The organism is Desulfobacter sp. UBA2225, assembly GCF_002348205.1.
Classification (GTDB): Bacteria; Desulfobacterota; Desulfobacteria; order Desulfobacterales; family Desulfobacteraceae; genus Desulfobacter; species Desulfobacter postgatei.
Map to the genome: position 1 here is coordinate 1 of NZ_DDYV01000131.1, position 23,422 is coordinate 23,422.

At 47.4% G+C, this 23,422-nt stretch carries 19 protein-coding genes and 1 pseudogene; 14 read left to right on the forward strand and 6 right to left on the reverse strand.

Annotated elements, in window-relative coordinates:
• Positions 1-1,461: 4-alpha-glucanotransferase (gene malQ / locus B3D59_RS07015; protein ID WP_286818618.1), on the reverse strand; the 1,461-nt coding region annotated here is incomplete at its 3' end.
• Positions 1,458-3,104 carry a mechanosensitive ion channel family protein gene (locus B3D59_RS07020; RefSeq protein ID WP_286818619.1) on the reverse strand — a complete coding sequence of 549 codons (1,647 nt, stop codon included), beginning with the start codon at positions 3,102-3,104 and terminating at the stop codon, positions 1,458-1,460. The genes B3D59_RS07020 and malQ, both read right to left, overlap by 4 nt.
• 455 nt (positions 3,105-3,559) lie before the next feature.
• Here B3D59_RS07020 and B3D59_RS07025 point away from each other — a divergent pair, with 455 nt between their 5' ends.
• From B3D59_RS07025 to B3D59_RS07090, 13 genes and pseudogenes are all read left to right on the forward strand, one after another.
• Positions 3,560-4,606 carry a lipid A deacylase LpxR family protein gene (locus B3D59_RS07025; protein ID WP_286818620.1) on the forward strand — a complete coding sequence of 349 codons (1,047 nt, stop codon included), beginning with the start codon at positions 3,560-3,562 and terminating at the stop codon, positions 4,604-4,606.
• 80 nt (positions 4,607-4,686) lie between these two features.
• Positions 4,687-4,998: a hypothetical protein gene (locus tag B3D59_RS07030; RefSeq protein WP_286818621.1), complete on the forward strand. Its 312-nt coding sequence runs from the start codon at positions 4,687-4,689 to the stop codon at positions 4,996-4,998.
• Between the two features lie 215 nt (positions 4,999-5,213).
• Positions 5,214-5,615: a hypothetical protein gene (locus tag B3D59_RS07035; protein WP_286818622.1), complete on the forward strand. Its 402-nt coding sequence runs from the start codon at positions 5,214-5,216 to the stop codon at positions 5,613-5,615.
• A gap of 35 nt (positions 5,616-5,650) precedes the next feature.
• Positions 5,651-5,824: a hypothetical protein gene (locus B3D59_RS07040; protein WP_286818623.1), complete on the forward strand. Its 174-nt coding sequence runs from the start codon at positions 5,651-5,653 to the stop codon at positions 5,822-5,824.
• Positions 5,811-7,766, forward strand: a pseudogene (locus B3D59_RS18295) (histidine phosphatase family protein). The gene B3D59_RS07040 and the pseudogene B3D59_RS18295 overlap by 14 nt, the downstream one beginning before the upstream one ends.
• On the forward strand, positions 7,756-8,838 hold the full coding sequence (locus B3D59_RS07055) for an ATP-binding protein (RefSeq protein WP_286818624.1): 1,083 nt from the start codon (positions 7,756-7,758) through the stop codon (positions 8,836-8,838). Before B3D59_RS18295 ends, B3D59_RS07055 begins: the two are co-directional and overlap by 11 nt.
• A 356-nt stretch (positions 8,839-9,194) precedes the next feature.
• Positions 9,195-9,548, forward strand: coding sequence for a hypothetical protein (locus tag B3D59_RS07060; protein WP_286818625.1), 354 nt, complete (start codon positions 9,195-9,197; stop codon positions 9,546-9,548).
• A 55-nt stretch (positions 9,549-9,603) separates the two neighbouring features.
• Complete coding sequence (locus B3D59_RS07065; protein WP_286818626.1) at positions 9,604-10,062, forward strand: hypothetical protein; 459 nt, start codon at positions 9,604-9,606, stop codon at positions 10,060-10,062.
• Between the two features lie 77 nt (positions 10,063-10,139).
• Entirely contained in the window at positions 10,140-12,071 is a 1,932-nt protein-coding gene (locus tag B3D59_RS07070; RefSeq protein WP_286818627.1) for a bifunctional acetyl-CoA hydrolase/transferase family protein/GNAT family N-acetyltransferase, read from the forward strand.
• Between the two features lie 316 nt (positions 12,072-12,387).
• Complete coding sequence (locus B3D59_RS07075) at positions 12,388-13,218, forward strand: motility protein A (protein ID WP_286818628.1); 831 nt, start codon at positions 12,388-12,390, stop codon at positions 13,216-13,218.
• 13 nt (positions 13,219-13,231) lie between these two features.
• Complete coding sequence (locus B3D59_RS07080; protein ID WP_286818629.1) at positions 13,232-13,996, forward strand: OmpA/MotB family protein; 765 nt, start codon at positions 13,232-13,234, stop codon at positions 13,994-13,996.
• A 176-nt stretch (positions 13,997-14,172) separates the two neighbouring features.
• Positions 14,173-15,606, forward strand: a complete 1,434-nt coding sequence (locus B3D59_RS07085; RefSeq protein ID WP_286818637.1) for an MFS transporter — start codon at positions 14,173-14,175, stop codon at positions 15,604-15,606.
• Positions 15,607-15,608: 2 nt separating this feature from the next.
• Positions 15,609-17,423: a YgiQ family radical SAM protein gene (locus B3D59_RS07090; RefSeq protein ID WP_286818630.1), complete on the forward strand. Its 1,815-nt coding sequence runs from the start codon at positions 15,609-15,611 to the stop codon at positions 17,421-17,423.
• Between the two features lie 8 nt (positions 17,424-17,431).
• Here B3D59_RS07090 and B3D59_RS07095 read toward each other — a convergent pair whose 3' ends face one another.
• Positions 17,432-18,763: a CDP-alcohol phosphatidyltransferase family protein gene (locus B3D59_RS07095; RefSeq protein WP_286818631.1), complete on the reverse strand. Its 1,332-nt coding sequence runs from the start codon at positions 18,761-18,763 to the stop codon at positions 17,432-17,434.
• 275 nt (positions 18,764-19,038) lie between these two features.
• On the opposite strand from B3D59_RS07095, the gene B3D59_RS07100 reads away from it, so the two are divergent.
• Complete coding sequence (locus tag B3D59_RS07100) at positions 19,039-20,256, forward strand: cation diffusion facilitator family transporter (protein ID WP_286818632.1); 1,218 nt, start codon at positions 19,039-19,041, stop codon at positions 20,254-20,256.
• 39 nt (positions 20,257-20,295) lie between these two features.
• Here the strand turns inward: B3D59_RS07100 and B3D59_RS07105 are convergent, their stop codons facing one another.
• The 3 genes from B3D59_RS07105 to B3D59_RS07115 all read right to left on the reverse strand — a co-directional run bounded on the left by B3D59_RS07105 (position 20,296) and on the right by B3D59_RS07115 (position 23,178).
• On the reverse strand, positions 20,296-22,221 hold the full coding sequence (locus B3D59_RS07105) for an FAD-dependent oxidoreductase (protein WP_286818633.1): 1,926 nt from the start codon (positions 22,219-22,221) through the stop codon (positions 20,296-20,298).
• A 255-nt stretch (positions 22,222-22,476) separates the two neighbouring features.
• Entirely contained in the window at positions 22,477-22,800 is a 324-nt protein-coding gene (locus B3D59_RS07110; RefSeq protein WP_286818634.1) for a hypothetical protein, read from the reverse strand.
• 69 nt (positions 22,801-22,869) lie between these two features.
• Positions 22,870-23,178: an STAS domain-containing protein gene (locus B3D59_RS07115; protein WP_286818635.1), complete on the reverse strand. Its 309-nt coding sequence runs from the start codon at positions 23,176-23,178 to the stop codon at positions 22,870-22,872.
• Positions 23,179-23,422: the final 244 nt, after the last annotated feature.

Genomic DNA, 23,422 nt, shown 5'->3' on the forward strand with positions numbered 1-23,422 from the left:
CCACCCGGCATGCTGTTTTGTCAAGCTTCCCTTTGCCAGCCGCCACTGCCAGTTGTTCTTTGCGCCGGTCGGCTGGTTCAGGCGGGCATCCGCCCCCAGACCGAGAATGTCCTGGAGCGGTATGATCACTGTATAAGCCACAGACATCATTGCCAGGCGGATCATGTGCTGGTGAATATTTTCTGCGGACAGATGCGTTCCCAGATAACGCTGCAAATTCACCCTGGTCTGATTGTCGATTTCCTGTTCAAACCAGCCGCGAATCGTATTGTTGTCATGGGTGCCGGTATAAACGATACAGTCTGGGACATGGTGATGGGGCAGAAAGGAACTGTCTGGAAAATCGTCGCCAAAGGCGAATTGCAGTACCCGCATGCCGGGTAATTGAAATTTGCGCATGCATTCCCGAACATCAGGTGTGATCGTGCCCAGGTCTTCGGCGATGACCGGCAGCTGTCCAAATCGCATGGTCAACCTGGTGAAAAAATCATGCCCTGGCGCCTGTACCCACTCCCCGTCAACAGCGGTCTGCGCCGAAGCCGCAACCGCCCAGTATGCAACCAGGCCCCTGAAATGATCGATGCGCACCACATCAAACATCTCAAAATTGTGTGCAAACCGCCTCAGCCACCACTTGTAGCCATTTTGCTGCAGAAATTGCCAATCATACACCGGGTGGCCCCACAGCTGTCCTGTGGCGCTGAAGTAATCCGGGGGCACACCTGACACCATTGTCGGTGATCTGTTTTCATCCAGTTTATACTGTTCTGGACAACTCCAGACATCTGCGCTGTCAAAGGACAGATAGATGGGAAGATCTCCGTAAAGGCGAATGCTGAGGGCATTGCAGTAGTCTTTGAGTGCCTGCCACTGAAGGAAAAACACAAACTGCACAAATTTATGCTGCCTGATCTGTTTTGCCAGTTTGACTTGCATCTTGGCCAGGGCATCCGGGTGCCGGTCCCGTAAAGGCTGGGGCCATTGATCCCAGCTCTGCATGTGAAAATGCTCTTTGATGGCCATATAGGCTGCAAAATCATCCAGCCAGGCCTTTTGCCGGGTACAGAAATGCGCAAAACCGCCAAGGGATTTTCCCTGCTGTTCCAGGCGGTCAAAAGCCAGCGAAAGAAGGGTGCGCTTATGTTCGGCAACTGCCGGATAATCAACACGGTCATCTGAAAATGACTGCTGGAAAATGGTTTCATCTTTGGACAGCAGACCGGTTCGGATGAGAAAATAGGGGCTTATCAGCAAAGGGTTGCCGGCAAAGGCTGACGGGGAACTGTAGGGAGAGCCGCTTTGTATGTCAACCGGATTCAGCGGCAGCATTTGCCAAATATGCTGGCCGGTGGCAGATAAAAAATTGGCAAACCCATAGGCAGAGGGTCCCAGATCGCCGATGCCATACCCGCCGGGAAGACAGCTTATGTGCATCAGAATGCCGCTTGTGCGGATGGTCATGGCAGCACCGTCATGGATTCAGGTGTATTCTCCTGCATTTGCGCACGTATTTTTGGTAAACTTTGGGGATATTTCCGTTGCACAAAGGCAATCATCTTTTCCCGGACTTCACAGCGCAGATCCCAACCTTTGGATGCGTCATCGGTGCTGAGGAGCAGACGCAATTCCATGGACTGGGCCGAGGTGTTGGTTACCTGCACTTGCCCCACCTTGCCATTCCATAAGGATGAGGCCTGCAGCACGCGCTGCAGTTCCTCGCGTATGGCATCCACCGGAACGGTATAGTCCAGATACAAAAAAACCGTGCCCAGCAGTTCCGATGAAACCCGAGTCCAGTTTTGAAAAGGCTTTTCTGTGAAATAGGCCGTGGGTACGATCAACCGCCGGAGATCCCAGATCCGGACGACCACAAAGGTCATGGTGATTTCTTCGATACGACCCCATTCATTTTCAATAATGACCACGTCATCGAGACGAATGGGTTGGTAAAGGGCGATCTGCAACCCGACGAGGATGTTGGAAATGGAACGTTGAGCAGCAAGGCCGACCACGATACCGATAATACCGGCGGAGGCCAGAATACTGGTACCGAGTTGACGAACCTTATCAAACACCATGAGCATGGAACCTGCGGCGAGGATCGCGACCAAGGTGATGGCGAATCGTTTTAGAAAGCGCACCTGAGTATGCATTTTCCGTGCTTGCAGGTTATCGGCAACATCGAGATTATAATAGCTGAGTACAATTTCTTCGAGCGCATTCAACCCCTGCACCATCAGCCAGGTCAAACCCGCTATAAACAGCAGACCAAAGGCCTGGCCGGTGAGGAATTCCAGTTTTTCCCCCGGGTCGAACAGGGGTACGGCCAAACGAAAAAACACAAGCAGGATGAGCATGTTCGCAGGCCTGCGAAGGTGTTTTGACAGAGAGAAAACGATTGTATTCACGGAAGCCTGCCTCGAAGCAGCCCAGTGTTTGATTTGAAAATCAAACAGATGGAACAAACGATACAGGAACCATAGCGCAACAACGGTACCACCGACATCCGTACACCATTTGATAATGCGGTGGAGCAATTGCGGCAATCCCGGTTGTTCGAAATGAGAAAATAACGGAGACAGGGCACCATAGGTCCCATACACCCAGAGAAAAAGAGAAAAGGGTTTTGTGACGCCCCGAAGAAAAAAAGAAAACCAGGTGGTGGATGCGGCCGTCTCCCCCTTTACCCCCAGTCTGCGTTTAATGAAAAAATGAACGAGGCGCTCAAAGAGAAGGACGAGCAACAAAATACCGCAACAAAAAATCAGTTTGAGCCAGGTGATGCCCCAAAATAATTCCCTGTCAATCCAGTTGCCGAGAAAGGGGGAAATTTTCTTGCCCAGGGCCTTGATACGATCACCGATCTTCTCTCCTGCCCGATCGATCTGTTCGGTTCGAATGGGGGTCGTCTTTTGTTTCGACAACGCCTTAAGCTGATCAAGAACAGTGGGCGGGGCTGTTTCTTTTTCCACCACCCCTGCCTTTTCCACTGCCGCCCAAAGCCCAACGGCGGGGAAGAACAGAACAAAAACCACAGGTAAGAGGATCAACAGACTGAATCTATTTGATTTTTTCTTCAATACGCAGATACTCAATACCGTCATTTTATTCTTCTCTTCTGAAATTGATTGATAGGGAGGGGGTGCCGGTGGTCGAACTGCTTTCAACATTAAAAATTAAAGTTAATGTTTTTTTGCCTTTTGTCAAGATTTGGGTATTGATAGCCCAGGTCAGCCCACGGCTGTTATAAAAAAGGCTGCCTATGACCTTTTGAGTATATACGGCCTTTTTGTCTCATATGTATGACAGACTTTTAAAATGCTGTTTCATGGATTTATGTTAATAAATCAGAAGGATGGGAGATGTTTTGCAGACACTAAGGTTCCCGGCACGGAACTTGAATATAATTACAATCATTACAATCATTACAAACGACAGGCATATTGGGTCGACGAATCGGTTCCCAGGAGAACTCCCGGAACAGTTGCCAATGAATGATAAACGTATTGCAAAATGAAATACTAAAATTTGTCCATTTTTATTTATAAGAGGTCTGCATATGAAGTCCTGTCTTCGATTCGGTAAGATATTTATTCTCATTTTTTTTTATTTTTTCTTTTTATCGGCGTCTGCATGGCCTAAATCCCCTTCTGAACTTCAAACGCTTCAGTTGTTTTATGAAAATGATCTTTTTTCCGGCACGGATGAATATTATACCAATGCCTTCCAGATGACCTGGCTTTCATCGGATCTGAGCGAATATGACGATGACACCCGCCTGCCCAAATGGTTCGTATCGGTTATCAATTCGATCCCCTTTTCAGGAGACCCTAAAAGTGTTCATAATGTCGGTATTCTATTGGGGCAGCAGATCTATACACCCTCAAATACTCAGACAACCACTCGGATTGAAAATGACAGGCCCTATGCCGGTTTTCTTTATGGCGGACTTGCCCTGCACAGCAAAACCGATTCCAAACTGGATACCATGGAAATTGTTTTGGGGGTTGTAGGCCCTGCTTCCAAGGCTGAGCTGGCTCAAAATACAGTTCATGACTTAAGAGGTATTCCCAAGGCCAAAGGCTGGGATAACCAGCTTCACAATGAACCGGTAATCCGGTTGTCTTGGCAGCGCAAATGGCGGCTACTGTCCGACAGGGCGTTGTGGGGTCCTTTGGGCTATGATTTGATTTCCCGTGCGGGAATCACCCTGGGGAATGTCAGAACATCAACCAGTGCCGGGGGAGAAATCCGTTTCGGGTATAATATTCCGGAAGATTTCGGGTCGGATGTGATCCGTGCCGGAGCAGGGGTCAGTGCACCGATTATTGGGACTTCAAAACCAGGTAAGACATCCTTTGGGGCACATATATTTGCCGGTTCCCAGATTGAAGCCGTTGGTCATGACATCTTTCTTGACGGAAACACCTGGCAGCATAGCCAGAGTGTTGATAAAAAACCTCTGGTGGTAGACATTTCCCTGGGTGTTTCAGTCAGCATGAACATGTTCAAACTGACCTATCGGCATCTTTTCAAAACGAAAGAATTTGAGAACCAGAAACAGGGCCATGCCATCGGATCTTTAACCCTGGCACTTTCTTTTTAATATTCGGCTAAAACTATCTAATCACATATGACCGAATCATACATCTGTTTTTATCCGCTAAAAAAGGAGAAAAAAATCAAATGAAAATTTCAACATGGCTGAGTAAAAATATAGCTAAGGGCATAGATGTTTCTAAAATCGAATTGCCGTCAGATGTATCTTACGACAATGATCCGGATGAAACTGTTTTTTTTGAAGAGTACAAACCTTGCGGGTATTTCTGCGCGGAAAATCATCCCTTTTCTACGGTGGAACGATTTGGATCCTGGTATTACAGCAGGGGGCAGGACAAGAAAGCCGGTATCCATTCATCAGAAATGAAGTGGCATATATTTACAAAGGATAAAGAGTTGGCTATTAAAACGGCTAAAGCACACCTGCAGAACTCATAAAGTGTAAAAAAGGCGTTTTTTTACAAATATCGTTCTTGGTAGCCGTTCTGAGAATATTAAAAAAGACTGCCGGCGTCCCGAAAAGCCTTGAGACCAATAAAAAAAATACAACCGATTGCCGTGCCGGTCTGGCTGATTATGAAACCTGCCATAAGTCCGCCTTTTAATCGGGATCAGTTTCATAAATATTCATCACAAGAAATAAGGAGAAATATATGAAAACAAATTTGGGGTTGTGGATAGATCATCGCAAGGCTGTGATTGTGACAGTTTCGGGCAAGGGGGAGGAAACAAGGGTTATCGAATCAAAAGCAGAAAAACAGCCCGGACGGTTTGACGGGGTACGTTCGACTTCCCCGTATGAATCTCAAAAGGTTCAGGCGGATCGCAAACAGGATATAAAATTTGTCGATCAACTCAACATCTACTACGATGAGGTCATTTCGATTCTTCGTGACGCCGATTCCATTTTGCTTTTTGGCCCTGGAGAGGCAAAAGGTGAGCTGAAGAAACGTTTAGAAGATGCCCATCTTGATAACCTCATCCAAGCCGTGGAAACAGTTGATCAGATGACAGATCGCCAGATTGCAGCCAAAGTCCGGGAGTATTACAACTAAAGGGGCTGGTTGCCAAACTGATTGATCCCGGAGTGTTGACACGGGGATTCGCACGCAGATTTGCCACGTATAAGCGGCCAAACCCGCTGCTGCACGACCCTGATCGCCTTCTGCGACTGCTCACCAATCCAGAAGGCCCCGTGCAATTGATCATTGCCGGCAAGGCCCATCCGGAAGACCGGAAAGGAGAGATGAATGATACTAACTAAAACCCTGTCCCATGACCAGCTCGTCAAGATAGATGCTTGCTGGCGTGCTGCCAACTATCTGTCGGTAGCCCAGATATATCTGTATGACAATCCGCTTCTGAAGAAGCCTTTGAAACTAAGCGAGATTTATCCGGATATCAGCCAGGATAAAGCCGGGCTGAAAAAGCTGTTCAAGCAGTTTTCATTTCCCGGCGGGATTTCCAGTCATGTTGCGCCAACGACCCCGGGGTCGATTCACGAAGGGGGTGAGCTGGGATATTCTCTCAGCCATGCCTTTGGTGCGGCATTCAATAATCCGGATCTCATTGTCGCCTGCATTGTGGGTGATGGTGAAGCGGAAACAGGCCCCCTGGCAACCGCATGGCAGTCCACCAAGTTTCTCAACCCAATCACCGACGGAGTCGTGCTGCCGATTCTGCATCTTAATGGTTACAAGATCAACAACCCGACCGTTCTGGCCCGCATCGAACATGACGAATTGGAGCAGTTTATACGGGGTTGCGGATGGACTCCTTTTTTTGTGGAAGGCGATGACCCGGAAACGATGCACCAGCTCATGGCCGATACAATGGAAACGGTCATCAAAAATATTCAGCAGATTAAAGACACCGCAAGAAAAAACAACGACACCACACGACCCCGCTGGCCAATGATTATCCTCAAGTCTCCCAAGGGCTGGACAGGGCCGAAAGTTATTGATGGGATAGAGATAGAAGGCACATCCCGGTCTCACCAGGTACCGATTCTTGTCGATTCCAAGCACCCCGATCATGTCAGGCCGCTTGAAAGATAGATGAAGAGTTATAAACCGGAAGAACTGTTTGATAAAAAAGGCCGTCTCATGCCGAAATTGGCCGAATTAGCGCCAAAGGGCGACCGGCGTATGGGCGCAAATCCCCATGCCAACGGCGGAATTCTGCTGCGTGATCTGAAAATGCCGGATTTTCGTATCCACACGGTTACGGTACCTTCCCCCGGGGCTGTTGACGGGCAGGTGCTGGACTCAATGCTCAGTGAACACCAATGTGAAGGCTGGCTGGAAGGCTATCTGCTGACCGGACGGCACGGGCTGTTCAACAGCTATGAATCGTTCATCCGCATCATTGATTCGATGTTCAGCCAGCACGCCAAGTGGTTGAAAGTGACCAATGAATTGCCGTGGCGTCGGAAAATCGCATCTCTTAATTATCTGCTTGCCTTCCATGTTTTACAACTGGAAATGGAATCAGACCAAAAAATAGAACGCATACACTTTAAAACCCGTGTCGGAGAAAGACCGAATGGAAAAGCCATGAGCATGACAGCAACCAATCCGGGATCTTTGCGCCGCTACCTCATCCGGCACGCTGAAACCGAGTGGGCGCTATCCAGCCGGCACACCGGTCTCACGGACATTCCATTGCCCGCCAACGGTAAGACCCAGGCGCAAACACTTGACAATCAGCTTCTGGGCATCCGGTTTGACCATGTGCTGACCAGTCCGCTGAAGCGCGCCCGGCAACCCTGCGAGCTTGCCGGGCTGGATAAAGTATCAATAATCGAACCAGACCTGACGGAATGGGACTATGGCGATTACGAAGGAAAGCGAACTGTGGATATCTTCAAAAAACGACCGGACTGGAATATTTTTCGGGATGGTTGTCCGAACGGTGAAATGCCCGCACGGGTTTCCGAGCGGGCTGATCGACTTATTGCCCGCCTTCGAACGATGGATGGAAAGGTGGCGCTTCTTTCCCACGGCCAGTTCGGCGGGGTCCTGGCCGCACGATGGATCGGACTGCCATTGATCGAAGCGTGGCATTTTCCGCTCGACACGGCAGCTCTCAGCATTTTCAGCTTCAGCCCCCACCATCCCGAAGTGCCTGTCATTGATTTGTGGAATGCAACCGTAAGTAAGCTAATTTCAAAAACGCGAAGAGGAAATTTATATTATGAAGAATAAGACACCGCAAACCCTTTTACCGAAAGCCTGTGCGACCAGTATTTTTGAAATGAGCGGAGCTGAGTTTGAGCCGGATATTGCTGCTAAAATGTGGTCTAAAATAATAAATCATAAGTGGATTCTTTCTGAAAAAGTCGGCCGGGATGTCGGTTTACGGACAGCCTGCATTGATTTTTTAGAAAATATGGAACAGGCTCATGATGAATACAGGACCTATAAACAAAAAGATATCCTCATGGAGATGGGAGCACAGACTTTCAGCAGGGAAATGTGGGATACCATAGCCGACTCTCAGCCCCCAAAGCAACTGGTGCAGCGCAGAATAATTCTGCCCCTGACAGAGGAAGCCCTTGCACAAAAACATGGCGTTGTTCATCCCAGAGCAATCATATTTTTCGGACCTCCAGGCACAGGAAAGACTCATTTTGTAAAGGCCATAGCAGGTGTCTTGTCCTGGTGGTACGTTGAGATTCTACCGAGCATGCTTATGGTGGATGGCGTTGAAAAAGTCGGAGCAAATCTGCGTGAAGTCATGCAAAAGGCAGGAAATCTTGATGAAGTTGTCCTTTTTGTAGATGAATTCGAAGAAATAGCCGGTAGCCGTGACAAGGCAGACAGGATTGATAAGTCCATTACTAACGAATTTTTAAAACAGATTCCCCTGCTCAAGAATCAAAAAAACAAAATACTCCTGGTTTGCGCCACTAATTATATCCGGCAACTAGATGCTGCTATGCTCAGACCTGGAAGGTTTGACTGTATTATTCCGGTTGGCGGATTGGATAGGCAAGGAAGAACAACCATCCTTGAATATTATATTGCAAAGCTTAATACCGGGCAAATCAATATGGATAAACTTATTGAAATGACATCCGGGCTTACACCTGCTGACATCCAGTATCTTTTTGATCAGGTGGCATATTTTTCATTTGAGCAGGAGATTATTGATAAAAAGGACTACCGGGTAACCACAGATACATTCATTCAAATAATCTCAAAAGTTCCCCCCTCTCTGAGCCATGAAGTAATTGAAGAATTTGAAAAAGACAGGATCACCTATTCACGGGTGTAAAGCAGCGCTATGCAAGTGGTAAAATTGACGCGAAGGAATTTGACCGGAAGGGAAATGAGCTGAAATACTCCTCCCTTTCCCTGATGTTTTATGTTGAAAATAAAAAATCGTACCCTAAGTCAATACCTTCGCCAAAAAATAATAGAATAAGTGATGGGTTGAAATTAAAAATTTGTGTAAAAAATGAGGAACAACTTCGATAATATTGAATTGTCAAAAAAGATAATATCAAAAGGAGTTCCTCATGTTGAATATTATGCCCTATCTGGCGCGTTTGGGGCAGGATTTTTCTAAACATTGTAAGGCTATTGGGAATAGTGTGTCAATCAATGCTGTGTTGCAAAGGTCGAATAACGATGCTGGGATTAAGCCGATGGAGTGGTAAGGGTGGAAGCTACCGTAGTATTCAACGACTTTATGGAAGTAAAATAAACTGGTTGCAAATTAATTGGTTTTTTTTCAAAACACACAGATTTAAGAAAATGGAAGGAATGGATGCTGGTATGAAAAAAGAGACACAAATTAAGAAGCAACCGGCAAAAGGAAAGAGCAACAAAGGTGCCGGTTCAAAAGGACGTCCAAAAGGAAGTAAAAACAAAAACAGCTCAATTCCTGAGGTGACACCCTATCTGACATGGATTCAGGAACAGATCAAAGAGACTTTAGCCATGATAGATCACCAGATTGCCATTGCTTTTTTTTGTTTATGATGAAGCATTTGGGAATAACCCATGTTTACAAATGGTGAAACCCTGTGGATTGTCTATGATTTCAAAACTTCAATGCAATGCGGCCTTATGGTATCCTTACAAAGGTGGATATAGTGGCCATGGTCCTCATCGCAAATATGGAGACAACGTCGATTATCGCAACATTCCTGAAAAATATCTTGAGAGTAAGACGATAGAAGATGGCGTGGAAGAACGAATTTATCAAATTAAAGTATGGCACAAAGATTTCCATGACTTGTTAAATGTAACCATCATCCAGAGGATACGCCTGAAAGACAGAAACTCCGGGTACGTTGTATTATTCAGTGATGACCTGGGATTACCACACGACAAGATGATTTTGTTCTACCGGTTGCGATTTCAGACCGCATTTTATCTGGATTTAATATTAAAAAAGAATAACCCTGAAATTTCCAGGTCTATTTCTTTTGAAGAATTACAAATGCCCATTGCTGATATAGGCTGTATTCATACATACAAAAAGGCGGGCTAATTGGCGAAAGTATTGATTGAGTCTAAGGAATATAAAAACCGTTTTCAAACAGACAATAAACACGGAGGAGGTTGATAATGACAAAATCCACTTACTGGGCAGATTCCTACATAGATAAACGTTGCAGTGCCCAAGAGGCCCTGAAACATATCCGGCCTGGTCAACGCATATTTATAGGCTCATCCTGTGCTGAACCCCAGCACCTTGTCCAAGAGTTATCCGAAATCTCCACAAGATTCACCGATCTTGAAATCGTGCGTCTGCTCAGCATTGAAAATGGACCGTTGACGCTTATCGCTAATGAGTCCCCATCACATCAGTTCAAAATCAGGTCCTTTTATTTAGGTTCCTGCGGTTCCAACATTATAAAAAAAAATCAACGATTTATTACGCCTATAAACCTATCCCAGATCCCGCACCTGTTCAAATCCGGACTCATGCCATTGAATGCGGCCCTGATCCAGGCCACGCCGCCCGATGACTTTGGATGGATGAGTCTTGGGATTTCCGTGGACATTAATCTTTCGGCCTGCGAAACTGCTGATATTGTCATATGCCAGATTAACCCCAAAATGCCCCGGGTTCTGGGCAGAAGCTTTATCCATGTTAATGATGTTGATTTTATTGTGGAACATGAGGCCCCGCTTTTAACCATCCAGCCGATCCCTGAACATGAGTCAGGCATTGCTATTGCCAAATTTATTTCACGTCTCATCAAAGACGGTTCAACCATCCAGACAAGTCTTGGCTTGACTACTGAAATAATTAAGATGGCTCTGTCAAATAAAAATGATATTGGGGTTCATTCACAATACCTGTCAGATGCAATCATGCACCTTTTCTCCATGGGGGTGATTACGAATAAAAAGAAAGGATTTAATAACGGAAAGCTTGTTGCCGGCTCAGCCGTAGGCTCCACTGAGCTTTATGAATTTCTTGACGATAACCCCTCCATTGAATTTTACCCCTCAGACTATATCAACAATCCGGGAATCATTGGTCGCCACAATAAAATGGTAACCCTGAACACAGCCATGGCCATTGATCTTACCGGCCAGGTGGCAGCCGATGCCCTGCCGTTGAACAATTACACAGGGATTAATGGTCTGCTTGATTTCACCCGGGGGGCAGCTATGTCCCAAGGAGGAAAATCCATCTTCGTGATGACATCTACCATGGATCACGGGCAAAAAAGCCGGATAGTGCCCCTTTTAACAGAACACGCCGTGGTGGTGCCACGGGGAGATGTCCAGTTTGTGGCTACAGAATACGGGCTGGTGAATCTTTTTGGCAAAACACTTCAGGAACGGGTTATGGCTTTAGTCTCGATTGCCCATCCGGATTTCAGGGATGAATTGTTTGCCAAAGCCAAAGAAATGGGCCTGGTTGACAGTAAACGCAAATTTAATCAGGCCAATAAAGGAATCTATCCGTTTAAATATGAGGAAACCATTATTATAAAAAATATTCCCATTACCTTCAGACCGGCAAAGCCGGTGGATGAGCGATTTATCCAGGAGCATTATTACACCATGAATCGTGGAGATATCATTTCCAGGTTCTTTCATGAGAAAAAAAGTTTTGCCTATGATCAAATTGAAACCACCTATGACATTGATTATATCAATGACCAGACCATCGTGGCTACGATAGGCGAACTGGGATTTGAAAAAGTTATTGCCGTGGGCGAATATTTCAGAAACACCATCATTAACATGGCTGAAGTTGCCTATTCCGTATCAAAAGAATACCAGGGCATGGGAATTGCCGCTATCTTACAGAAAAAAATCAATCAGGCGGCCATTGACAACGGTATTAAAGGACTGATCGCCTATATTGCTCCGCATAACAAAAGTATGATCAGCCTTTTTCACAAACAACCATATAAAGTCACAACTGAAAGAAATGAAGACGTGCTTATTTTAACCTGTATGTTCAATGAACCTAAACAAGATGACGACGATGACGGGGGCAAAGCCCTGGGCAACGCCATTCTATCTATGGGTTAAATTTTAAATTCCTGACTTGTACCTGAACCAAAATGCGTGTTTGGACGCAAATTTGCTCAGATGCAAATTTTTATGCAACGCCGCAGATGGATAGCTTTGTGTCCAAACACTATTTTTTTTTGTTTCTTCTATCGAGATGTAAAAATGGGAATGCACCTCTCGGAAGAAAGCAGTTGGCTGAGCGGGAAAATTATTCCTCTCTCTTTGCCTGAAAATCGTTAACATGTTGTAAATTTAATATAATTTTGAAAGGCATAGTTTATGCTTGTAATATAGCTGTCCAGGCTGTTTTTTACTATTTGACAGGGAGAAACCCATGCTCCAGAAAATTTTTCCGGCCGCAGGTATTATCATTTTTATACTGCTGTCAGGAACCGTATCCGAACTATCGTCCATTGTTTTGAATATTAAAAGCAACTTGATCATCCTTAGCGGAGCATTTTTCTGCGCCCTGGTGTCGTATCCCTTGCGGCTGTTTTCAGATCTCTTCCTCAATGTCCGCAAAGCATTTTCCGGAGAGAAGACCGATCTGAACGGACTCATAAAACAGATTGAAGTGCTGGCAGCCATCCGGCGGCGGGACGGAAAACTTGTACTGGATGAAAAATCCAAAAAAATTGACAATCCATTCCTGAAAATGGGCATTGAAATGATTGCGGACGGGTTTGACAGATATACGATTTTTAAAACCCTTGAGCGCAGATACGACAATTTCCTGCAGGCCCGGCGCTCCCAGGCTGACTTGATCAATACCTTTATCAAGCTGATGCCGGTGTTTGGTTTTGTGGGCACCATCATCGGCCTGATCAACGTACTGAGCAATATGGGCTCACCGGAACTGATCGGAAAAGGTGTGGCCACAGCGCTTTTAACCACATTTTACGGATTGCTGTATGCCAACGTCATTTTTCTTCCCATTGCAAAGAAACTGGGTGAAAAAACCAAACATGACGCCATGGAACTGGCATTGATCATTGAAGGGATTCTGGATATTGCGGACAAAACCAATGCCAAGGCCATCGGGTATCGTTTAAGATACTGTATTGGCGACTATTTCCAGGAGGACTGGACCGTGGAGACAAAATCCCAGGCCCCCCCCATGAGACTGCCCCGGCTTCAACCCATCCTAAAAGACAAGAACCCATGACAGGCTGATATCCATGATAATACCGGAAAACCTCATATCTGAGCTTGAAATCTCGGAATTAAAGCGGCTGCGATTGAAACGCCAAAGCCTTCTGGAGGGAGATGAACCCGAAGATTCCAGTCTGTGGACTATGCTGGATATCATGACCCTGGTCCTGGCTTTTTTTATCATGCTTTACAGCAACCAGACACATAAGCCCCAAGCCGTAGAAACTAAACATGATCCCAGCCTGGTAGGCCAGACCGTTGAGACCGTTAAGGCACCGGCCAAACCAGCGAAAAAAGATCACGAATCCGAACTGGATCTTCTTACCATTGAAGACCGGCTGCACCAGGTCATGGAAAAATCCAATATTTCAAATTACTCGATTAAAGTCGCAAATAACAGGCTCGTGCTGACCCTGGGTGAAGAGATCAGTTTTCTTTCCGGCCAGGCCAAGCTGCTGGACTATATCAAGCCCGCATTAAAGGATATGGCCGTATTTTTTATCACGGAACCCGGATACAAAATCATTGTTGCCGGCCATACGGACAATACCCCCATTCATACTGCCCAGTTCCCCTCCAACTGGGAGCTGTCCGCTGCAAGAGCCATGAGTGTTGCCGGATTCTTAATTGACTGCCGGGTGGCCCCGGAACGAATCAATATCGAAGGTTTTGGCGAGTACCGGCCCATTGGGGACAACACCCATTTTCTGGGCAGGGAAGCCAACCGGCGTGTGGAAATCTCCCTGGTCAGGGAAGCGAAAAAATCGGAAAATTATTATGAATCTTTTTAGTTAAAAAACCTCGCACAAAGACACAAAGCGTTTATTTGATTTTATGACCCTTTGTGCCTTTGAGGCTTTGTGCGAGAAAAAAATTAGAATTGCTGTGGGGAGTCCTACGTCCTTGACTTCCTGAGCCCGGTTCTTATCTTGACGGATCAATAATTGATAAATCAATAACATTGACAGTGCCGGGAGGGGGAGACATTAACAGCAGCAAAAACAGGCCCGGACCCCGAATCTCCACCAGCCACACAATATTTATTGTCTCCGTAGTCCAGTTTCTGGCACCCTTCATGATGTCTGCGGTTGGCGTGGCCCTTCCCACCATTGGCCGGTTTTACGGTGCCAGTGCAGTTTCTCTGGCCCTGGTGGAAATGGTTTATATGCTGGCCATCACCCTGTTTCTTCTTCCCGTCGGCCGCCTGGCCGACATCACCGGAAGAAAAAAAATATTTGTGTCCGGCGTGGGCTTGTTTGCCCTTGCCACGATCCTGCTGCCCTTTTCCCCCTCCATCGGTATTTTCATTGCCATTCGTTTTCTGCAGGGCATTGGCGTGTCGTGTACAGTCTCCACTTCCGTGGCCATTCTTTCTTCTGTGGTACCAAAGGAAAAACGAGGCAAAGCCATGGGTATTATTGTGGCCTGTGTCTACCTAGGACTGTCCGCCGGTCCATTCCTGGCCGGACTCATGATCGCATGGCTGGGCTGGCAGTGGATTTTTTTTGCTTCTGTCCCCCTTGCCATGGCAGCCCTGATTTTGACCCTGACCCGGCTTAAGGGGGAATGGAAAGGCGCTGAAGGCGAATCCTTTGACCGGGTGGGAAGCCTCATTTATATGGCAGCGCTCTCTTGTCTGATCGTCGGGGTATCCCACCTTAAAAGCGATGCCTGGGCACCAGGACTGATGGCGGCAGGTCTGGTGTGTATGGCGGGTTTTGCAATCTTTGAATACAGGCACCCCTCTCCCATCCTGGATATCCGCCTGCTGTTGGGAAACCGCGTCCTGGCCTTCAGCAACATTGCCACAGGGATCAACTATGCTGCCTCATTTGGGCTCACATTTTTTTTCTCTTTATACCTTCAAGTGGTCAAAGGCATGTCTGCCCAGGCTACAGGTTTTGTGCTCGTTGTCCAACCAATAATTCAAGCGGTTCTGTCACCTTTGTCAGGCACGCTTTCAGACAAGATTTCACCGGCCAAATTATCCACGGCCGGTATGGTCATCTGCGCCGCAGGGCTTGGGTGTGCAGCCTTTCTCGAACAGGATGCAGGAATCCGGCAGGTGGTGGTGGTGCTGGTTATCATGGGTCTGGGATTTGCTGCATTTTCCACACCCAACATGACCACGGTCATGGGATCTGTGAGGTCAAGACATTACGGCATTGCCTCCAGCCTTGTGGCCACCATGCGCAGCATCGGCATGCTCACGGCCATGACCATCACGACCCTTTTGCTAAGTATGTTCATGGGTGATGCTGAAGTCAGCACATCCACAGCCCCGGCTTTTCTCAACACCATGCACACGGCCTTTATCATTTTCGCCCTGCTCAGTCTGGTGGGAATTATTTTCTCAATGGCCCGGATAGAGCAGACACCAGGCCCGGATCTAAAACGCTGATTATGTTTTTACCCACCACCCGAAAAGAGCTTGAGGACCGAGGCGTTGAGCGGCTTGACGTGATTCTTGTCACCGGCGATACATACATCGACTCCCCGTTCATGGGGGTCAGCCTGATCGGCCGGGTGCTGGAATCAAAGGGATTTACCGTGGGCATCATTGCCCAACCGGACACGGACAGCGACAGGGATATCTCCCGCCTGGGGGAACCCCGTCTCTTCTGGGGCATCACCGGCGGAGCCGTGGATTCCATGGTGGCCAATTACACGGCATCAAAAAAACGGCGCAAACAAGATGACTACACGCCTGGCTCCGAAAACAACCGCCGGCCTGACCGGGCGGTCATTGTATACACCAATCTTGTGCGACGCTTTTTTAAACCAACCGTACCCATTGTGCTGGGCGGCATTGAAGCAAGCCTGCGGCGTATTGCCCACTATGATTTCTGGTCCAATAAAATACGACGCGCCATCCTGTTTGATGCCAAGGCAGATTATCTTTTGTTCGGCATGGCCCATGCCGGTATCGTGGCACTTGCCCGGGCCCTGGATGACAAGCTGAAAACAGACAACAGGCAAGTAGCAATGCCGGAAGAGACACAAGACCCTGTCACACGGATTCGGGGTCTGGGATATATCTCTAAAACACCCAAGGGCATAGCACTGCCTTCCTATGAAGCGGTCATCAGGGATAAAAACCTTTATCTCCAAAGTTTTAAAACCTTTTACGACAATACAGACCCCATGATTGCCCAACCCTTAAGTCAGGCCCATGGGGACCGGTTTCTTGTTCTGAACCCGCCGGCACCTTTCAGCTCCACCCAAGAGATGGATGAAATCCACGATCTGAATTTTCAACGAGATGTTCACCCCTATTACGGGGCATTGGGCCATGTCCGGGCCATGGATACCATCCGGTTTTCCATTCCCACCCATTACGGCTGCTATGGAGAGTGCAATTTCTGCGCAATCACCGTCCACCAGGGCCGAACGGTCAGATGGCGCAGCAAGGATTCCATCATTGCCGAAGCAAAAAAAATGACCCGGGACAAAGAGTTTAAAGGATATATATTTGACCTGGGTGGTCCCACCGCGAACATGTACGGGTTTGAGTGTGAAAAAAAATTAAAAAAAGGCGCCTGTTCCCACCGACGCTGCCTGTTCCCCACACCCTGCCCATCCCTTTCACCGGATCACGGCCCCCAGATGGCGTTGCTCAAAGGAATCAGCCGCATTGCCGGCGTCAAAAAGGTGTTCCTCAACTCAGGCATTCGCCATGACCTGATCCTTATGGACGAACAAAAGGGCCAGGCATATTTAAAACAGGTAATCGACGCCCATGTTTCCGGTCAGATGAAACTGGCACCGGAGCATTGTGTGCCCCGCGTGCTGGCGCTTATGGGGAAACCGGGCGTGGAGAGCCTTGTTGCATTCAAGCACCGGTTTGACAGCATCTGCAAAATGCTGAATAAAAAGCAATACCTCACCTATTACCTGATAGCAGCCCACCCCGGATGCTCCATAAGGGAAATGAATGAACTTAAGGAATTTACCCGAAACCAGCTTCATATAACACCGGAACAGGTCCAGATATTTACGCCCACACCATCCACCTTTTCCACCTTGATGTATTATACCGGCATTGATCCGTTTGCCATGGTACCCGTGTTTGTGGAAAAAGATCCCCAGGCAAAAGAGAAGCAAAAACAAATCGTCACCCCGAAGACAGAACACCAGATCAAAGCCCCATACCGCGAGAACCGGGAATTAAGCAAATTTTCCAAGCAGAGCAAAAAGAGCCGCAGCTGGAAAAAATAATATTGTGATTATCCGGACGTATCCGGGGCATTGCCCTTTTGCGCCCAAATCCTGCCGGCGGCCAGATAAAAAACCACGGACGCCAGGATAAGATATCCAAATATCTGGGCATTTTTAGTTTTTAGAATATATGCCAAAGCCACAATGATGGTCGCAGAAATCAGGAAAAAAATGGGTTTGGGGATCTGTTTGAGAATCACCCGGCCCAAATGGGCAAACCGGATATTGCTGACCATCAAGACCGTGGAGACCGCAGTAAAAAAACAGAGCAGTATGGGACCGGACACAAGGGACGTCCCTAAAACGATCAGGGCACCGGCCGGACTTGGAAATCCGTTAAAAATACCGGCCGGCAGATCCGTGCGGCCTTTATCCTTGGTGACAAAGCGCACCAGACGAAATGCGACACCCACCACATAAATCACGGCAAAAAACAGGGCAAAGGTTCCGCCCCTCATGATCACCATATAGGCGGGGGCCAGGCCGAAGCTGACAAAATCAGCAATATCGTCCAACCAGGGACCGTACTTGGTGCCCCCGTGTTTGAGTGCCATGCGCCCGTCAAACAGGTCAAAAAGCTGGCCCATAATAATGACGCAGATAGCCCAGGCATAAAAGTGATGATAGGTCAGAATCAGGCTGGTGACACCGCACATGAAATTAAGCATGGACAGAATATCGGCATAAAGCCGGTTGGGAACAAATTTAAAAATCATGGATGCCGCAGAAAGCAGGATACAGGCCCAAAGAACCCCGTCACCAATATTCAGCATCCCGGGATTGGCATCCATCAGGGCGCAAAGAATCACCAGGGCAAAGCAGATAATGGCCTTGATTTTTCCGAAGTTGTTGGCCGCCCCGGACACCTTGAGCCAGACCAGCATCCTGCGGGCAAAAAATTGTCCCACCAGTTCAATCGCCACAAGAATCCAGATCAATTTAGGGGAAAGGATAGACAGTCCGGTGAATGAATTGGGCGTATAAGCAAATCCCACCAAAGGAGGCAGATAGGTAAGTTTGTCGCACATGGGGTCCAGCCACTCCCCCAACCGGGACACCAGATTGCACCCCCTTGCCACAACCCCGTCAACCCCGTCAAGAATAGCAGCAAAAGTGAAAATAAAAATGGACAAAGATTGATAGGGCGAAAAAAAATAGAAAAAGAAACCCAAGAAGGCAAGACCTGTACGCCAGTAGCAGATGGCGTTGGGATGCATCAGCCACAAATGGGATTCAATAAACTGCCTGACGGACGCCTTTTTCTTCACACTATGGGAAAACCAGAAAAAAAACAGCGAGCCCAAGGCACCGGATGCCATGATAACCAGAATTCGTTCCATGATTCGGCCTTAATATTCAGTTAAAAAATTGCGGGTGAGGTATCATTGCGATGCAATTTATCATCTTCACCCTATCCTGGAAATAAAAAAGACGGTTAACTTCCAATTAAATCGACCAGAGGTACACCTTAAAAAAAGCATCATCCATAAATTCCATAGGGCAGCAGGTTTGGCTATTCTCGGCCGCGCTACTTTTTAATTTTGGCTTTTGCGCAATATTAATGGTAGCATAAAGGTACAAAAGCGATTGAGACACTGTAAACATAGAACCAGTCATGGATAAAACCTCAGAAACTCGTCAAATATTTAAAATTGCAGGCCTGGCATTTTTACTGAACCTGATTTTAACGCTTGTAAAGGTGCCCCTTGCTATTCTTACCGGTAGCTTAACCATTACAGCCAGCGCCATTGATTCCGGAACAGATGCCGTGGCATCCTTGGTTATTTACGGCGGCATCAAGCTCTCTACCCGCAAAACCCGTTCCTTTCCCCTTGGGCTTTACAAACTCGAAAATGTAGCTTCCGTAACCATTTCCCTTTTTATTTTTATTGCCGGATATGAAATCGTTAAACAGATCTTCTCTGCGAGCGACAGCCTTGTGCAAATCACGCCGATTTCCATTTATCTTTTGGCCGGCAGCAGCCTTTCAATATTCCTGTTTGGACAATATGCCCTCCGCGTCGGAAAAAAGACTCAGTCTCCGGTCCTTATTGCTGAAGGCCGCCATCGCCAGGTAGATGTACTGTCATCCATTGTGGTCCTGGTATCTGTCCTGTTCAGCTATTTTGATCTGCAGACCGAGATTATGGGAATATCCATTGACCGACTTGGCGCAGCATTGATTATTCTTTTCATTGCAAAAACCGGAGGAGCCCTTTTGTCTGACGGCATGCGGGTCCTTCTGGATGCATCTATTGATTTTCCGACCCTGGACAAAATACGCAGCCTGATCCGTGAGGAACCGGCTGTGGATGAGATCAAATCTCTGATCGGACGCAATGCCGGGCGATATCGGTTTATCCAGGCAGAGATCATTTTAAATATCAGCGATCTTGAAGCGGCACACAAAATCAGTGAGGCAATCGAAAATCGGATTATAGCTCAGATTCCGAATATCGAGAAAATAACCATTCATTATGAACCCAAAGTTCGGACCCATGATATTTGGGCGTTGCCCCTGTCGGATAAAAGCGGTCATATCAGCGCCCATTTCGGAGAAGCCCCTTATTTTGTCGTACTCCACCTTCGCACAGATAATCATACCATTGATTCACAAAAGTTCATGCACAATCCTTATTCCACCGTTTCCACGGCAAAGGGAATCCGTGTGGCAGAGTGGCTGGCTGATCAAAAAATCACCCATGCGGGAATCAAAGAAGATGTTTCCCACAAAGGCCCGGGATATGTGCTGTCCAGCGCAGGGATAAAAATCAGGCAGATTTCATCCAAAAACCTGAGTGGCGCGGTGCAGGAAATAACGGCCATGGGCTGAACCACCGTGAAAAAAAACAGGTCAGCCCATGATTAATAATCATATGGACCGGCCGGCTTCTTCAGCCTCGGCAACGCAAAACATCAAATGCCTGGGTGTTTTGGCATCTCCGATCATATGGAATTTTGCCCGGCTTTGTTTTTCCAAGTGTTTGGCATCCCTGACCGGCTGGTGTTTTTCCGAAATGACAACAGTATCAAACCCTTCAAGGGTTACCGGTTCTCCCTTGGATGTAAAGCTTACGCCATCATCGGTAAAGGATTTAACCGTCACCATCTTATATAAAACTACGCCGCAGGTCTTCAGGCGTTCACGCAGATAATACCGGTCATTGGAGGACATCTCTTCGGCAAAACTTTTTTTGCGGTTCAGGACCACTACCTCTTTTCCCATATCGCCCAATTTATGGGCCGTGATCAGCCCGGTGAACCCGCCGCCGAGCACAATCACCCTGTCACCGGCAGAGTGTGCATCGGTGAAGACATCCACACTGGTGGTAAGCTTCATCTTGCTTTTAAACAGCCCCTTGATCACGGGCATATCCGGCATGGAACCCGTGGCCAGAATCACATGATCAGGATCAAAGAAGTTAAGAACTTCGGATGACAAGGGAGTATTGTAATCCACGGCCACACCAAGACGCTCAAGCTCATTTCTAAAAAACCGTAAAATATCGCCCAACTCCTCCCTGCCGGGTGCAGTGGCAGCCAGGGCCAACAAACCGCCCTGCTCGGAACCTTTTTCCAATATTTTCACCTCATGCCCCCTTTGGGCAAACATCCTTGCGGCAGCAAGCCCGGAAGGCCCGGCTCCGACCACAAGAATTTTCTGACTTTTTTCCGGTGCCTTTTCTTCGGCCAGTTTATATTCCCGACCCACATCGGGATTCACCACACAGGAACCTGGCTCCTTGGCAAGCACGGCATGGATACACCCCAGGCAGCACCCCACACAGGGCCGGATAAGGGAGGCCTTTCCGGATTTGGCCTTATTCGGGTATTCCGGATCTGCAATAATGGAACGTCCCAATGCCACCATATCCGCTTTCCCATCCCTGATGGCGGCATTGGCCATCTCAGGGTCCTTGATCCGCCCTACGGTGATCACAGGCACATTGACCACCTGCTTGACCGCCTCAGCCATATGAATAAAACACCCCTGGGGCGTATACATGGACGGGATAGTCAACTCCGTGGATCCATAAACACCGCCGGACACATGGATATATGCGACTCCGGTCTTTTCCAAGAGGGGGGCAATGCGCAGGGTATCTTTAAGTTCCCACCCGTTTTCAATATAATCGTTGCCATTGATGCGGATTCCCACAGGATAATCCTTACCTGCGATATGCTTTACCGCATCAATCACCTCAAACAGAAATCGGGTGCGATTCTCGAAACTGCCGCCATATTCATCGGTGCGGATATTGGAATTTGGTGCCAGGAACTGGTTGATCAGATATCCATGGGCGCCGTGCAATTCTATAAAATCAAACCCGGCCTCCCGGCACCGCCGGGCCGCCTGTCCAAAGCAAATGGCAAGGTTTTTTATTTCCTCTATTTCCAGGGCACGAACGGGGCCCTTAACCACAGCAGGCGCCGGTATAGCCGAAGGTGCCACTTTTTCCGGCAGATAGGACTGCCGGCCGCCGTGAAGCAACTGAACCCCGAAACAGACATCATATTCCTTAATCCGGTTCACCATTCTTTTGAGGGAAGGAATACAAGAATCTTCATACATCTGGGGAAGATCCGGCAGTTCCTGGCCGCTGGGGTGAACCCCGCCACCGCCCACAAGTATCATGCCGACACCGCCTTTGGCCCGGGTCGCGAAGTATTCCGTAAGCTGGTCCGTGACATGGCAATTCTCATCCACGCCGAAATTAATACTCATGGCCGACATAAGCAGCCGATTTTTCACTTCCATGTGCTGTATTCGGATGGGACTGAAAAGATCTGACAGCATAAGCACACTCCTATGATTTGAGACGGTTAAAAACTGGCCCCCTATTTAATGTCAGACATTTAGGTTCAAAACAAGAGAATTTATACCAACGGCGTGAATAAGGAACACCGGCTCAATGATCTGGGAATAGCCATTGAAGACCTTGACATGTTTCAAAAGAGAATTGTTGAAAGCAGTTGTGAAGCCAACGCCGGAATCGAAAACCTCGGAATCAAGCTGACGCAGGTCTCACCAATACAGGAACATCCGTATTTATTAATTGGATAATTTAATTTTTATAATTTCGCCTTTTTGGTTTACATAGGCAACCCCCTGACCAAGGGGTTCTCCGGAGGAGGAGTCAACGATAACGATTTGTTTTTCATCCAATACGTTCGTTGATAATTCTTTTTTACGGGCAAAGCTCTCTGAAGCATCTTTTGACACAGAATCAATGCTTTGATTCGATGGTTCTGTTTTGCCCTTATTGTTTCCTGTTTCTTCAGCCAGGTGATGGCGCATCTTATTTCTATCAGCAATGAGCTTACCGACACCGGAGTAATTGTCGTCGTCGCTGTTACAGGCAGGCAATACAGCCATGATAGAAACCAGAAAAGGGATCAGAAAAGGGATCAGAAAAAAACGCATTGGGCTATCCTGCATTTGAGCCTATTGAGAGGCTTCCACCGTAAAACGGCGGTTCAGCCTCATGGTTGAAAATAGACCGTAAATATCCTGTGCAACATTGATGACCTTTAACTTACGATTGGAATGGCTCAGGGAATTATGCGCGGCAATAATCACGCCAATACCAACGGAATCGACCATGTTCACACCGTCAAGATCAATAATCAAAGTACCCTGGGAGGAATCGACGGCGGAAAGCAGTTCCCCCTTAAAAGCTTCAGCCATGGACGCCACCACATCTTCGCCGGGCTTCACTATAGTCTGGTCCGCGCTATTGACTATTTCACTCATCTTTCTCTCCTTTTAAAATGACGAAGTTGACTTAAAGTTACATACTAACTTAAAATCTATTTTTGTTCAAATCCAAAAATTATCTTCAAATTTAAAAACAATTAAAAATTTCACATTTATTTTCACCTTGAATTTTAATTTAAAATCATGTATAAAATAAAACTTCCCGGCTGATCAAGTTGGGCGGATAATTCTGATCGGTCGCCTCGTAACCGAAGGCCATGAACCTCGTCAGGTCCGGAAG

What these genes read in the sequence shown, in the direction of transcription:
- B3D59_RS07115 (WP_286818635.1), bottom strand. Translation starts at nt 23,178, where the DNA reads ATGAGTGAAATAGTCAATAGCGCGGACCAGACTATAGTGAAGCCCGGC.
- B3D59_RS07055 (WP_286818624.1), top strand. Translation starts at nt 7,756, where the DNA reads ATGAAGAATAAGACACCGCAAACCCTTTTACCGAAAGCCTGTGCGACC.
- B3D59_RS07070 (WP_286818627.1), top strand. Translation starts at nt 10,140, where the DNA reads ATGACAAAATCCACTTACTGGGCAGATTCCTACATAGATAAACGTTGC.
- B3D59_RS07035 (WP_286818622.1), top strand. Translation starts at nt 5,214, where the DNA reads ATGAAAACAAATTTGGGGTTGTGGATAGATCATCGCAAGGCTGTGATT.
- B3D59_RS07030 (WP_286818621.1), top strand. Translation starts at nt 4,687, where the DNA reads ATGAAAATTTCAACATGGCTGAGTAAAAATATAGCTAAGGGCATAGAT.
- B3D59_RS07105 (WP_286818633.1), bottom strand. Translation starts at nt 22,221, where the DNA reads ATGCTGTCAGATCTTTTCAGTCCCATCCGAATACAGCACATGGAAGTG.
- B3D59_RS07020 (WP_286818619.1), bottom strand. Translation starts at nt 3,104, where the DNA reads ATGACGGTATTGAGTATCTGCGTATTGAAGAAAAAATCAAATAGATTC.
- B3D59_RS07095 (WP_286818631.1), bottom strand. Translation starts at nt 18,763, where the DNA reads ATGGAACGAATTCTGGTTATCATGGCATCCGGTGCCTTGGGCTCGCTG.
- B3D59_RS07025 (WP_286818620.1), top strand. Translation starts at nt 3,560, where the DNA reads ATGAAGTCCTGTCTTCGATTCGGTAAGATATTTATTCTCATTTTTTTT.
- B3D59_RS07090 (WP_286818630.1), top strand. Translation starts at nt 15,609, where the DNA reads ATGTTTTTACCCACCACCCGAAAAGAGCTTGAGGACCGAGGCGTTGAG.
- B3D59_RS07100 (WP_286818632.1), top strand. Translation starts at nt 19,039, where the DNA reads ATGGATAAAACCTCAGAAACTCGTCAAATATTTAAAATTGCAGGCCTG.
- B3D59_RS07110 (WP_286818634.1), bottom strand. Translation starts at nt 22,800, where the DNA reads ATGGCTGTATTGCCTGCCTGTAACAGCGACGACGACAATTACTCCGGT.
- B3D59_RS07080 (WP_286818629.1), top strand. Translation starts at nt 13,232, where the DNA reads ATGATAATACCGGAAAACCTCATATCTGAGCTTGAAATCTCGGAATTA.
- B3D59_RS07060 (WP_286818625.1), top strand. Translation starts at nt 9,195, where the DNA reads ATGCTGGGATTAAGCCGATGGAGTGGTAAGGGTGGAAGCTACCGTAGT.
- B3D59_RS07065 (WP_286818626.1), top strand. Translation starts at nt 9,604, where the DNA reads ATGATTTCAAAACTTCAATGCAATGCGGCCTTATGGTATCCTTACAAA.
- B3D59_RS07075 (WP_286818628.1), top strand. Translation starts at nt 12,388, where the DNA reads ATGCTCCAGAAAATTTTTCCGGCCGCAGGTATTATCATTTTTATACTG.